The 13881-nt window shown below is 32.9% G+C and carries 11 protein-coding genes; 7 read left to right on the top strand and 4 right to left on the bottom strand.

What is annotated here, in order from left to right:
• Nucleotides 1-227: 227 nt before the first annotated feature.
• Complete coding sequence (locus IV513_RS10045) at nucleotides 228-794, bottom strand: hypothetical protein (protein ID WP_209390438.1); 567 nt, start codon at nucleotides 792-794, stop codon at nucleotides 228-230.
• Between the two features lie 420 nt (nucleotides 795-1214).
• On the opposite strand from IV513_RS10045, the gene IV513_RS10050 reads away from it, so the two are divergent.
• The 3 genes from IV513_RS10050 to IV513_RS10060 all read left to right on the top strand — a co-directional run bounded on the left by IV513_RS10050 (nucleotide 1215) and on the right by IV513_RS10060 (nucleotide 4533).
• Nucleotides 1215-1580 (top strand): BlaI/MecI/CopY family transcriptional regulator, encoded by a 366-nt coding sequence (locus IV513_RS10050; protein WP_209390439.1) that lies wholly within the window; start codon nucleotides 1215-1217, stop codon nucleotides 1578-1580.
• On the top strand, nucleotides 1580-3562 hold the full coding sequence (locus IV513_RS10055; RefSeq protein ID WP_245168918.1) for a M56 family metallopeptidase: 1983 nt from the start codon (nucleotides 1580-1582) through the stop codon (nucleotides 3560-3562). The genes IV513_RS10050 and IV513_RS10055 overlap by 1 nt, the downstream gene beginning before the upstream one ends.
• Nucleotides 3563-3681: 119 nt before the next feature.
• Nucleotides 3682-4533 (top strand): GLPGLI family protein, encoded by an 852-nt coding sequence (locus tag IV513_RS10060; RefSeq protein ID WP_245168919.1) that lies wholly within the window; start codon nucleotides 3682-3684, stop codon nucleotides 4531-4533.
• Between the two features lie 100 nt (nucleotides 4534-4633).
• Here the strand turns inward: IV513_RS10060 and IV513_RS10065 are convergent, their stop codons facing one another.
• From IV513_RS10065 to IV513_RS10075, 3 genes are all read right to left on the bottom strand, one after another.
• Nucleotides 4634-6283 carry a M1 family metallopeptidase gene (locus IV513_RS10065; protein ID WP_209390440.1) on the bottom strand — a complete coding sequence of 550 codons (1650 nt, stop codon included), beginning with the start codon at nucleotides 6281-6283 and terminating at the stop codon, nucleotides 4634-4636.
• Nucleotides 6284-6506: 223 nt separating this feature from the next.
• Nucleotides 6507-7331 (bottom strand): twin-arginine translocase subunit TatC, encoded by an 825-nt coding sequence (gene tatC / locus IV513_RS10070; protein WP_209390441.1) that lies wholly within the window; start codon nucleotides 7329-7331, stop codon nucleotides 6507-6509.
• A gap of 114 nt (nucleotides 7332-7445) precedes the next feature.
• Nucleotides 7446-8405: an SIS domain-containing protein gene (locus IV513_RS10075; protein WP_209390442.1), complete on the bottom strand. Its 960-nt coding sequence runs from the start codon at nucleotides 8403-8405 to the stop codon at nucleotides 7446-7448.
• 145 nt (nucleotides 8406-8550) lie between these two features.
• On the opposite strand from IV513_RS10075, the gene recQ reads away from it, so the two are divergent.
• From recQ to lpdA, 4 genes are all read left to right on the top strand, one after another.
• Entirely contained in the window at nucleotides 8551-10755 is a 2205-nt protein-coding gene (gene recQ / locus IV513_RS10080; RefSeq protein ID WP_209390443.1) for a DNA helicase RecQ, read from the top strand.
• 38 nt (nucleotides 10756-10793) lie between these two features.
• On the top strand, nucleotides 10794-11876 hold the full coding sequence (locus IV513_RS10085) for a glycosyltransferase (protein WP_209390444.1): 1083 nt from the start codon (nucleotides 10794-10796) through the stop codon (nucleotides 11874-11876).
• Nucleotides 11877-11924: 48 nt separating this feature from the next.
• A complete protein-coding gene (locus IV513_RS10090; RefSeq protein ID WP_209390445.1) occupies nucleotides 11925-12275 on the top strand; it encodes a hypothetical protein in 351 nt (116 codons plus the stop codon).
• Nucleotides 12276-12406: 131 nt separating this feature from the next.
• A complete protein-coding gene (lpdA, locus tag IV513_RS10095) occupies nucleotides 12407-13810 on the top strand; it encodes a dihydrolipoyl dehydrogenase (RefSeq protein WP_209390446.1) in 1404 nt (467 codons plus the stop codon).
• The last annotated feature ends 71 nt before the right edge of the window (nucleotides 13811-13881 follow it).

Here is a 13881-nt window from a genome sequence, read left to right on the forward strand (position 1 = left end):
ATTGTTCATGTATTTAATGACTTGGTAATCAATTAAATATACGATTTTTTAATCAAATGGACAATCTTTTTTTTTTTAATTCCTAAATGCACAACAGGTTTAAATATATATAAATCAAAAATTTAACCTATTGTTTAGCTTTGCGTTTTATAAATCCTTATCTCAAACTTAGGTAAAAACAAAAAAATCCGGCATTAAGCCGGATTAATATTTAGATAAAGTATCTTTTATTTAACGAGCGTGTCGAAAGGTGCCAATTTAAAATCATCAGATTTTACCTGCTCAAAATAAGAAGATTTGCTGTTGCTTTTAAGTTTTTTCATGGCTTTAGAAGCTGCTAAGAAATCTGAATCTACTTTTGTAGCAATCTCTGTTGGTTTAAAATCTTTTTTTACAGATTCATCTTCTACTCCAAGGTAACCATTTTTTTTGGTGATGTAATTAATGTAGTTATTATAATTCCCCAAAGTATTTCTAAAGTATAATGTATGATAGTTCATACATTTTGTAGAGTTTTTTTTGTTTACAATACAGCTTGCCATATTGCCTTTGTAAAGATCAAATTCTGAAGATAAGGTTTCATATTCTTTTTTCAGAGCTTGTTTTCCATTGGTATAAATAGAATTGTCGCCTTGTGCTTCGCTTATTTTTTTAAGATGTTCTAAAACAACAGGAACAGTGTTTTCAATTTTAGATTTTGCTTCCGAAACTGCTCCAAAAACAGATGAAGACTGTGCGGCTGCAACATTAAATATTAATAACAATAATACAGAAAATAACGTATATCTTTTCATGAGTAATTTTTAAAGCACTAAAATAAATATATTTTCTCATTTTATGCCTATTCATTTCGATTTTATTTAATATAATTTAACAATTTTTAGGAATTTTCTCCATTTATTTAACTTTTACTGATAACTTGAGATTGGTAATGAGTTAGATTTGATATTTATTTTCAATTTAAATGTTTAATTTTCAATATGTTATATAATTTAACAGTTTATAACTATAAAAATAGTTGTATGATTAGAAATAATTTCTACATTTGTATAACTAATTCATTAGTGATAGTTTTTCAAAGTGAATTTTGAAAATAATTGTAGGAAAACTAAAATCTGTACCAATGCAGATCGTAGTTTAAAACAGTAAAAAGTTAAATGCTTTTTATATGATGAAAAAGTAGATGTTTCTACCATTTAGATTGAAATGAAATTATGAAAATACACACTTTAACCAAAGCAGAAGAACAGGTAATGCAGTTTTTATGGAAATTACAGAAAGGTTTCCTTAAAGATGTACTGGATCTTTTTCCGGAACCAAAACCTCATACTAATACGGTTTCTACGATTCTTAAAGTTTTGAAGGAAAAAGATTTTGTTGATTATGAAGTTTTTGGGCGACAGCATCAGTATTACCCTTTAATAACGAAGGAACAATATTCTGGTAAAACCATGAAAAATCTTGTGAAAAATTATTTCAAAGGATCTTACAAAAGTGCCGTGTCTTTCTTGGTAGAAGAAAATGAAATGAGCGTAGAAGATCTGGAGATGCTGCTTAACGAACTAAAAAATAAAGATTAATGATGGAAGCTGTATTTTTTTATTTAGGTAAAGTAATTTTATGCTCCGGTGTAATGTTTCTCTATTATCAGTTGTCTTTAAAAGACAAGACGTTTCATCATTACAACAGGTTTTATCTTCTTTCGGCTATGGGAATCTCCATTTTGCTGCCTTTAATAAAAGTAGAAGATTTTACCATTGAAGTAAGTAAGAATCTGTTTTTATTACTCAGTCAGTTTCAGAATATTAACCAAGAAAATACTATAAACAATGACTACACTTATCTTAAAATTATTTTTTCAGCTCTGGGAGTGGTTTCTCTCTATTTTTTAGGGAAATTTCTTTACGGAATTTTCAGAATACAACAACTGAAAACACAGTTTCAGAAAGAAAGTTTTGAAGGAGTTAATTTCTATCAGACCAATCTCTCGGAAGCACCATTTTCTTATTTCAAAAATCTTTTTTGGAAAAACACCATTACGCTGAACTCTGAAGTAGGAAAGCAGATTCTGAAGCACGAAATGGTTCATATTGAACAGAAACATTCTGTCGACAAAATTATTGTGGAAATTTTAACTTCAGTTTTTTGGTTTAACCCTTTCTTCCACATCATTAAAAAAGAAATCAATCTTATACACGAATATCTGGCTGATAAAAAAGCCGTTAAACAATCGGATACCAAAGCATTTGCGCAGATGCTTTTAGCAAGCCACTTTTCCGGAACACAGTTGCCTGCTACAAGTCCGTTTCTTAGTTCAAACCTTAAAAAAAGACTTAAAATGTTACAAAAACCCAAAACAAAATTCGGTTATGCGCGAAGAGTATTTGCCCTACCTGTACTTTTTACTGTTGCTTTTGCTTATATGGTAAATGCAAAAAACAAAGAGATTCAACAAGCAAATAAAGAAATTGATAAAGCCGTTGAGGAAATAAAAAAAGATACTTTATCTCCAAAAAATGAGGTCAATGAAATCGTGCAATTGCAGCAAGAAAAAATTTCTAAGACCAATGACGAATTAAAACAAAAATCGGATAAGCTAAAAACACTTAGCGAACAATCTAAAGTTAAGACTGCTGAACTTCAGAAAATTGCTAAAGAAAAAGGTGAAAAAAGCTACGATTTTGAATTGAAAGCGAAGGAACTAAAAGGGCTTTCCAAAGAAATGGATAAACTTGTTGATAAAGATAAGCAGTTCAAAAATGATTTTGATATGCTAATGAAAACGCGAGAAAAATTAAGAAGTCAATTAGGTGCAGATTCGTCTATTAATGATTTAAAGATTAATAGAGTTTTCCCGGATGGAGATAATTATAGCATCGTCATCAATGGAGATGATTCAGGTTTGGATAAAATCTTTGACTCTAAAGAATTTAAAGATTTAGGTCTAAGCCAAGAAAAAATGAAGGCTCTAAAAGATAAATTAAACTCTCCTGAATTCAGAGAAAAATTTAATATACTAAATAGCAAATGGAAAAACATCCCTGAGAATTATAATGATTTGGGGAAAATTGCTAATCAATATGCTCTAAATGGAATTAGTTTTTACGGCGATGTACAGCCTTCGGTAAACAAAACCCTTTCTAAAAAAGAACTTCGAAAACTAGAAAAACTTGCAAAAGAGCGAGCTAAAGTTGAAGAAAAGTTACGCGATATTAAAAAGCAACAAAAAGATTTGCAGGGAAATCCATGGATGATTTCTGTGAATGCATACGATCCTAAAGTAAAATATACTGCAACAACGAAATATACAGAAGCTCCAAATCCTCCAATTCCCCCAAATGCTACCATTCTTTCTCGTGGCACGGTTTTCAAAACTACTGCTGCAGAGATGATTAAGGCTAATTCTGATGAAAATATTAAATATTTTGTCGATGGAAATCCTATATCAAAAGAAGAAATGCAGAATATTAATCCTAAAGATATAGAATCTATGAATGTTAATAAAACAAAGGTTGATGGAAAGCAAGCAGGAGAGATTCATATTAAATTGAAGAAAAAATAGGTTTCAAAATACAGTGTCATTTTATTCTAAATGAAAAAACTAATCGAATTGAACTAAACAAAACCCAATAATGAGAAAAATTATTGCCTTTTTAATGATAATAAGCGGTTTTTTCAGCTTTGCACAAAATCGTTTTTTTTTACGAGTATAAATTTATCCCGGATTCTACCAATAAAGCGGATGTAAAAAAAGAAATGATGCTTTTGGATATTGATAAAAACGGGTCCAGTTATTACAGTCAAGACAAATATATTTCAGATTCTACCGCAAAAGCGGATCTGGAAAAGCAACTGAAAGTTTCTTCCGGAAATTTCACCATTAAAAGAACCGAAAAAGGTGGCGTAGTAGGGTATAAAGTAACAAAGCAGTATCCGGATTTTAAAACGTTTATTTTCTTAAAAGTTTCTTCAGATACCTACAAAGTTGAAGAAGACCAGAAACCAGAATGGAAAATATTGCAGGATAAGCAGAAAATAGGAGAATATAATGCTCAAAAAGCAACTACCAATTTTGGCGGAAGAGAATGGGTTGCTTGGTTTTCTACAGACATCCCTTTTCAGGACGGACCTTATAAATTTTACGGTCTTCCCGGTTTAATTGTGAAAATTGAAGATAAAACAGGTTCTCACTCGATGACTTTGGTGGGTAATAAAACTTTTCAAACCGTAAAAACTCAGGAGCAGGAGCTTCCGGCAGGGATTCAATTGTTCGGGATGGGTGGTAAAGAAATCGAAACCAATGAAAAGCAATTTAAAAAAGTATGGAAAAACTATGTAAACGATCCTACTAAAAATATGCGGGAAATGATGATGAAGAATTCGGATGGTAATAATAAGGTTGTTTTTAAATCCAAATCTGCAGATGGTAGAGAGATTTCAGATCCAAACCAAGTTTTTAGGGAAATCGAAAAAAACCTAAGAGAGAGTTTTAAAAAGAATAATAATTTTATAGAACCCGATTTATATAAATAATTTTGAAGTAGTAAAGTACAGGGATTTTCCTGTGGAAGTCGGAAGGATTTTTCTTCCGACTTTTTAATTTTTACTAAGTAAGTATAGTTTTAAGAGGCTCTTAATTAGCCGTTTTATATTTAATATAATAATTTCTGTTGAATTCTACCGGATTTGAGTTGGAAAGCTTTACAGTCTGCCAATCTTCTGTCGGGTTAATTGTTTGATTATCAATTCTAATGGGAAGCTTTAAACCTTTTACTGTATTCGTATAACGGAATTTCAGTTTATTACCTGTTTGTACATATTCCAAAACCGGAACGTTTGTAGTTCTTAGATATTGATTGAATACCGTAGAAAAATCTATACCCGATTTTTCAGAAATATATTGTTCAACCTGTTGTGTAGTAACATTTTTATGGTAGAAATCTTTGTTTAATCCTCTAAGGATTTGTCTAAACTTTTCATCATTGTTAATGACCTGTCTTATGGTGTGGATTAAACTTGCTCCTTTATTGTAAATATCGCTGCTTCCTTCATTATTTACACCATATTTCCCAATAAGCGGAATGTCGTTTTCTATATTTTTTTGAAGTCCTTGGGCATAAATATCAGCAGACTTTTTATCCATAAAACTTTCAGTAAACAAAACTTCAGAATACATGGTAAAAGCTTCATGAATCCACATATCCGCTTTGTCGGTTGCCGTAATATTATTGGCAAACCATTCGTGTCCGCTTTCATGAATAATAATGTAATCCCAATTTAGCCCCACTCCGGTTCCGGAAAGATCTGTTCCTAAATAACCGTTTGAGTAACCATTTCCGTAAGCAATATTGCTTTGGTGTTCCATCCCTAAATACGGCGTTTCTACCAACTTGTAAGAATCTTCATAAAAAGGATACGGACCGAACCAATATTCGAAAGATTTCAACATAGGTTTTACCTGCTGAAACTGTTTTTTTGCTTTTTCTAAATTATAGTCAATTACCCAATAATCTAAATCCAGCTTTCCTTTTTCGCCGTCATAAGTATCTTTAAAATTCACATATTTTCCGATACTCGGGATAATAGAATAAGGATTAATGGTGTTTTTTACCTCCCAAGTCCAGACCGTTCTGTTATCACCAATAGAATTTCCAATTGCTACTTTTTTGTCTATCAGTCTTCCGTTACCGACGCCAACCAATCCCATTTTGGTAATGATATTCATGGTCATTCCTTCATCTGGCTCATCGCTCCAAATATCTTTTACAGGAAGCCAGACAGAAGCACCAATTCCTTCGTCTGCAACACTCATCCAAGGATTTCCTTTTTCATCTTTGGTGAAAATCCATCCGCCGTCCCAAGGTGCATTTTTAGCAATAATAGGCTCTCCGGAATAAGAAATTTCAATTGAGAATCTTTCTCCTTTTTTGAAATCTTTGTTAGAAGAAATAAAAATAAAATCGCCCTCTCTTTTAAAAGCTTTAGAAGTCGGAAAACTGCATTGTACTGCATGAACAACTAAGGGTTGCTGCAAGTCTATCTGAAATATAGGGTTGGAAATATCTTTGGTAATTTTAAAACTGATTTTATTAGTTCCTGAAATGCTTTTCTTTTCAAATTCAGGCTCAATAGACAGATCGTACCTTTTTACATCCCAAAAATTTCTGTATTCTGTGTTAGATCCTTTTAAAGTATCCTGTTTTGTGAACGTTTTATCATGATTGAAAAGTTGCCCAAAATGTAAAGTTGAACAGAATAAAAGTGCCAACGAAATTATTTTCATCTTAAATTGTATAAATGATATTCAAAAATAAAGAATATTATTCAACAAATTCTGAAATTTAATGAATCCTGTATTTTAGGATGACTTTAGGCATTTTAAAGATAAGATTTAAACTAAAAAAATCCGTTACAACAATGAAGTGTAACGGAGTGATATCATATAAATATTTTTGAATATCTGTAATGAATGATAATTAAAAATAAGTGTCTTTGTAAATTTTAGCTTATTTCGTTTTTTCTAAACCCATTTCTCGTTTAAGCGTTTTTTTATAGGTGTAAGAACACATAATAATACTGAATTCATATAAAAACAATAGTGGCAACGCTGCCATAATCATACTTAAAACATCTGCAGGAGTAATAATTGCTGCAACAATCATAATGAGTACAATTGCATGTCTTCTGTATGTTTTCATGAATTTTGGAGTAAGAATTCCTATGCTGGTAAGAAAATAAATAACGATAGGAAACAGAAAAACAACTCCCATACCTAAAACCACCTGTAAAAAAAGAGTAGTATAATCGCTTAAATCATATAGGGGAATGATAATATCCGATATTTTAAAAATCACCCCAAAATTTACGGCAAAAGGCAAAATAAGGAAGTATCCGCATAAAACTCCGGTCATGAAAAGAATCCAAACGGCATTAATAATAAAGATTGAGTTTTTTCTTTCGTTGGGATGCAGTGCCGGACTTATAAATCTCCAAAGTTCCCAAACAATATAAGGAAATGCAATAACCAAACCTCCAAAAATAGAAACCGCCATCATTACATTAAACTGCTGATATAACCTTTGCACACGCACAGGAAATTCTTCGGGTAAAGTAATGCTGTCGCTCCCAAGAATCCATCTTGAAAAATCGTTTACAAGCTTGAAAGTAGGAAAATCGTTTCTTGTAGGACCAAAAAAAATGTGGTCCATAATCCAGTTAATATTAAAACCTACTACAAATGCAGCAATTACTATTGCAATGATAGCTCGGATAAGATGCCCTCTCAGTTCGCCAATATGTCCAAAAAAAGACATTTCTTTTTCTTCACTCACGGGTAATTTTTTAAAGATTCAAATTTAGGAAAAAGTTTCAGTAAAAGAAGTTTAATCCTTTATCTCTACAAATTCTGATATGTTTTCTGAGATTTTTAAGAAAGCAGTTAACATTTAATTAATTCCTTCATCCAACAGTTTATGCAAATCGATAATCCCAAAATACTTGCTGTTTTCAGTAACAATGAGTTGTCCTATATTGTTGTTTTTTAGGATTTTCATAGCATCTTTTGCCAAAGCATCTTTTTCGATTGTTTTAGGATTTACAGACATAATGTCTTTTGCCAAAACTTTAGAAATATCATCTCCATTTAGAAGCATTCTTCGTAAATCTCCATCGGTAATAACTCCAATAATTTTCTCGTGGTCGGTAACCACTGTAATTCCGTGGCTTGAAGCACTAATGGAAATAATTACCTCTTTTATAGAAGATTCCTGGCTTACCTGAGGTTTTTGCGAAGAAACAAACTGTTCCACTCTGGCGGTTAAATTTTTACCCAAACTGCCACCCGGATGAAATTTTGCAAAATCATTTTCTTTAAAATGATTCCATTCCATCAGACAGATTGCCAATGCATCTCCCAAAGCCATTTGGTTTGTGGTAGAACTTGTTGGTGCCAATTGTATAGGACAGGCTTCAACATCTACGTGCGTATCTAATATTACGTCAGAGAATTCTGCCAATTTGCTTTTTCTGTTACCCGTCATTCCTATTAAAGCGGAAGAATAATCTTTAAGATAGGTTACAAGGTTAACGATTTCAGGAGAATTTCCGGAATTGGAAATACATAGAACGACATCCTGTTTTTGGATAACGCCTAAATCTCCGTGTATTGCTTCCGAAGCGTGTAAAAACTGTGCAGGAGTTCCGGTGGAATTGAGCGTAGCAACAATTTTATTTCCCACATGGGCAGATTTTCCGATGCCTACTACAATTAATTTTCCTTTTGCTGAATGAATAATTTCTACGGCTTTTACAAATTCGTCACCTATTCTCTGTTTAAGTTTTTCCAGTTCTGAAATTTCTATCGAAAGTGTACTTGTTGCAATTGAAATGATCTTGTCTCTTTCCATTTTTCATTGAAAATTAATGTATAGAATATCAAAGTTCTTAATTTGTAAAATATATAAATAAAGGTCTTAAAAATTCTATTGCTTTTGTTTTAACTAAAATTTTTATAACTTTGAATTAGATGCAAATTTAGCAATACAAAATTAGATGAGTGCAAAAAAAGCCAATTTATCGGGCGAATTGAAAAAATACTTTGGGTTTTCAACCTTCAAAGGGCAGCAGGAAGAAATCATCAGTAATCTTCAGGAAGGGAAAGATATTTTTGTGCTAATGCCTACTGGTGGAGGAAAATCGCTTTGTTACCAACTTCCGGCTCTTATATCGGAAGGTACAGCGATTGTTGTTTCCCCATTAATTGCCCTGATGAAAAATCAGGTGGATGCAGTTAACGGATTGTCTTCAGAAAACGGCGTTGCGCATGTTCTTAACTCTTCTCTCAACAAAACTCAGACCAAGCAGGTTTTTGATGATATTAAATCTGGAAAAACCAAACTTTTATATGTAGCTCCGGAATCTTTAATTAAAGAAGATTATGTGGATTTTTTAAAAGATGTAAAAATATCTTTTTTTGCCATAGACGAAGCACACTGTATTTCAGAATGGGGACACGATTTCCGCCCGGAATACCGAAATTTAAAATCTATTATTGATAAAATAGCCGATGTGCCTGTTATTGCTTTAACCGCAACGGCAACTCCTAAAGTTCAGGATGATATTCAGAAAACTCTGGGGATGACCAATGCAATGGTTTTTAAAGAAAGCTTCAACAGACCCAATTTGTTTTATGAAGTAAAACCGAAAGTAAATATTGATAAAGAAATTGTAAAATTCATCAATAAAAATAAAGGAAAATCGGGGATTGTTTATTGTCTCAGCAGAAGAAAAGTGGAAGAGTTTGCACAGCTTCTGCAGGTAAACGGTATTAATGCACTCCCTTATCATGCGGGTCTGGACCAAAAAGTAAGGGTTGCCAATCAGGACAAGTTCCTTATGGAAGAAGCCGATGTTATTGTTGCAACCATAGCATTCGGAATGGGGATAGATAAGCCGGATGTACGTTTTGTAATTCATTACGATTTTCCAAAATCTTTGGAGAGTTATTATCAGGAAACGGGTCGTGCAGGTCGAGATGGCGGAGAAGGTTACTGTTTGGCTTTCTATGATCCTAAAGATATTGAAAAACTGGAAAAATTTCTTGCTCAAAAACCTGTTTCCGAAAGAGAAATCGGTTTGCAGCTTCTTAACGAAGTAGTGGGTTATGCCGAAACTTCCATGAGCAGAAGACAATATATTTTATATTATTTTGGTGAACAGTTTGATCCTGTGCATGGTGATGGAGCCAATATGTGCGATAATTCTTCCAATCCTCCAAAATTGAAAGATGCTACCGGAGATTTAAAACGGGTTCTTGAACTTATAGATGATACAAAAGAAAAATTCAAATCCAAAGATTTAATTTCTGTTATTGTTGGTAAAGAAAATGCTGTTACAAAGTCGTATAAATTAGAGCAGAGTTCATTCTTTGGTTTCGGGAAAAATGAGAAAGATAATTATTGGAAAACAATTTTAAGACAGGCAACTGTTCAGAATTTTTTAAATAAAGATATAGAAACCTACGGTGTGCTAAAAATTTCCGAAAAAGGAAAACAGGTTCTGAATGGTAATTTTAAAGAACCTTTTCAAATTGCAGAAGATAGGGAGTTCGATTTATCTCAGACAAAAGCAGAAAGCGATCAGGTTCAGATGCAGTCTGGTGGAGGTTTAGACCAAAATCTTTTTGCACTTCTGAAAGATTTAAGAAAGAAAATTGCCAAAAAGCACGAAATTCCGCCTTACACGGTGTTTATGGATCCGAGCTTGGAAGATATGACGGTTCAGTATCCCGTTACAGTAGAAGAAATCGCAAAAATATACGGCGTAGGTGAGGGTAAAGCTAAAAAATACGGTAAAGAATTTGCCGATTTTATTGCAAAATATGTTGAAGATAACAATATAGAACGTACTCAGGACATGGTTCTGAAGCAGGTTGCGAATAAATCTAGCCATAAAGTTTTTATTATTCAGAATACGGATAAAAAAATTGATCTGGAAGATATTGCAAGAGCCAAAAATCTTTCCATAAGCGAACTTTTGAAAGAAATGGAACGTATTGTATATCAAGGTACTAAATTGAATATTGATTATTATATTGAAGATAATTTTGATGAAGATATCGTAGACGATTTCATGGAATTTATGCGGGAATCTGAAAGCGACAGTATGAAAGTTTTGTTAGATGAATTTGGAGACGAACTTTCGGATGAAGAAGTAAGAATGCTCAGAATTAAGTTTATTAGCGACGTAGCCAACTAGAATACAGCCTTATCCCGTGTTGGGTAAGGTTTTTTATTATGAAAAAGAAGATTTCCATCATATTTATTTTGCCAGATTTGGAAACCGGAGGTGCAGAAAGAATTGTCACCACCATTGCCAATCATTTGTCAAGAGATCTTTTCGATCCTAAAATTCTCCTTCTTCGGAAAGAAGGCGGCTATCTGAATTTAGTAAAAGAAGATGTTGAAATTATAGATATAGATACCGAAAGAATACGTCATTCTCTGAAGCCTATTCTTAAAGAAATATACAAAAGAAAACCACAGATAGTTTTTTCAGGATTCGGGGAAGTTAATGCTTATTTATCGTTATTCATAAAGCTTTTTCCAAGTACAAAATTTATCGCGAGAGAAACCAATGTTGTTTCTGAACACGTTACCAGAAAAGAGATAAGGTTTTTTTATAAATTTTACAATAATTACCATCAGATCATTGCTCAAAGTGATGATATGAGACAGGATCTTATCGGGAATTTTAGTGTAAGAGAATCTAAAATTATTAAAATTAATAATCCTGTAGATTTCGATTTTATCAATTCTAAACTGAATATTTCTTCAAAACCCGAAAGCTTTAAATATAATTTTAAAAATGTGGTTGCAATTGGCAATTTATCAGCCAGAAAAGGGTTTGATAATCTGTTGAAAGTTTTTTCAAGACTGAAAAATGAGAATGTTCTTCTTCATATTTTGGGAGATGGGAGAGATAAAGAAATTCTTCATCAGATGAAAGAATTTTTGGGATTGAAAAACGTAATTTTCCACGGAAGGCAGGGGAATCCGTATGAATTTTTGAAGTTTGCAGATCTTTTTATACTTTCTTCCCGCTACGAAGGTTTTCCCAATGTTTTGCTAGAAGCGGGTGCGTGTGGAACGTATGCTTTAGCCAACAACTGTCCTGGTGGAATTACTGAAATTATTCAGGAAGGAATAAATGGAGAAATTTCAGATATTGAAAACCATGAAGAGTTTTCGCAAATGATTCTTCAGATTTTACACAGAGAACATGATGAAGACGCTATTAAAAACTGTATACAATCTAAATTTTCCAAAGATATTATTCTTAACCGCTACGAAAAGGTTTTAATGGATATTGTAAAATAAACATAAACCGATAATATTTCTAAATTTGCGGACAAATTTTTTATTCTCATGAAAAAACTCCCGAAATTAGGGTGTGCTTGTGAAAAGCATGATTTAACAGAATCTGAATACAGAACTTCAATGGTCGGAACAGATTTTACAGAAAGTAGAAATGCTGAAGTAAGCATCATTCAATGCAGACTTTGCCAAAGAATCTGGCTTAAATATCTCGTAGAATCAGAAAAATCTCCAGAATTAAACAGATGGTTTAAAGGAATTATCGCCAAAAAAGAAGTTGCAGAAATGAAACCTGAAAATGCAGCAGAATACTTAGAAAATCTTCCATGGTATGTTTGTGGTGGAAATTTTTTTGGAAATAAAGAAACTTTTGGAGAAGGTAAACTGGCTTTGGATTTTTAATCGGTTTTTTAAATTTAATCAACTCTCATTCAGTTTTGAAAAAACTTGATTAAATTCACTTTCTCACTTGGTAATAAATCAGTAAATTTGTAAGAATTAATCATCAGATAATAAATAAATTAAAATATAAAATGAGTCAATTCGATGTTACCGTAATCGGTTCTGGTCCTGGAGGTTATGTAGCTGCTATTCGTGCAGCACAATTGGGTTTCAAAACTGCAATTATCGAAAAATATTCAACTTTGGGAGGAACTTGTCTTAACGTAGGATGTATTCCGTCAAAAGCACTTTTAGACAGTTCTGAGCATTTTGAAAACGCTAAGCATAATTTCGAAAACCACGGGATTATCATCAACGAGCCGAAAGCAGATCTTGCGAGAATGGTTGCCAGAAAAAATGAAGTGGTAGACCAGACTACAAAAGGAATCAACTTTTTGATGGATAAAAACAAAATTACTGTTTTTGAAGGTTTGGGAAGTTTCGAATCTGCCACTCAGATTAAAATAACTAAAAACGACGGTTCATCCGAAACCATCGAATCTAAATATACCATTATTGCAACAGGTTCTAAACCTTCATCTTTGCCTTTCATTACTTTAGATAAAGAAAGAGTGATTACTTCTACAGAAGCTTTGAATTTAAAAGAAATTCCTAAGCATTTGGTCGTAATCGGAGGTGGAGTAATCGGTCTGGAATTGGGGTCTGTTTATTTAAGACTAGGTTCTCAGGTTACTGTAGTAGAATTTATGGATAAAATCATCCCTACAATGGATGGAGCTTTAAGTAAAGAATTAACTAAAGTTCTTAAAAAGCAGGGAATGAAATTTATGCTTTCTACAGCGGTTTCTGCAGTAGAAAGAAACGGAGATACTGTTAAAATTACTGCTAAAGATAAAAAAGGTGAAGAGGTAACTGTTGAAGGAGATTACTGTTTAGTTTCTGTAGGTAGAAGACCTTATACAGAAGGTTTAGGTTTAGAAAAAGCAGGTGTTGAGCTGGATGAAAGAGGTAGAATTAAAACCAATGATCATTTACAGACTAATGTTGCCAATATTTACGCTATCGGAGATGTAATAAAAGGGGCAATGTTAGCTCACAAAGCAGAAGAGGAAGGCGTTTTTGTTGCTGAAACTTTAGCAGGACAAAAGCCTCACATTAATTATAATTTAATTCCTGGTGTTGTTTATACATGGCCTGAAGTTGCCGGAGTAGGTAAAACTGAAGAGCAATTGAAAGAAGAAGGTGTTGCTTACAAAGTAGGAACTTTCCCAATGAGAGCATTAGGAAGAAGCCGTGCAAGTGGTGATATAGACGGTTTGGTGAAAATTATTGCAGACGAAAAAACCGATGAAGTTCTTGGTTTCCACATGATTGGAGCAAGAGCAGCAGATTTGGTTGCAGAAGGTGTAATAGCAATGGAATTCCGTGCAAGTGCAGAAGACATCGCAAGAAGTTCTCATGCTCACCCAACGTATGCAGAAGCTGTAAAAGAAGCTGCTTTGGATGCTACAGGGAAAAGAGCAATTCACATGTAATTTCAATAAGATTTTATAATATTACGAAGAGAGGCTTTGGTCTCTCTTTTTTTGCAATTTATTTTAAAATT

This window comes from Chryseobacterium sp. RR2-3-20, from assembly GCF_017808115.1.
GTDB classification, from domain to species: domain Bacteria; phylum Bacteroidota; class Bacteroidia; order Flavobacteriales; family Weeksellaceae; genus Chryseobacterium; species Chryseobacterium oryzae.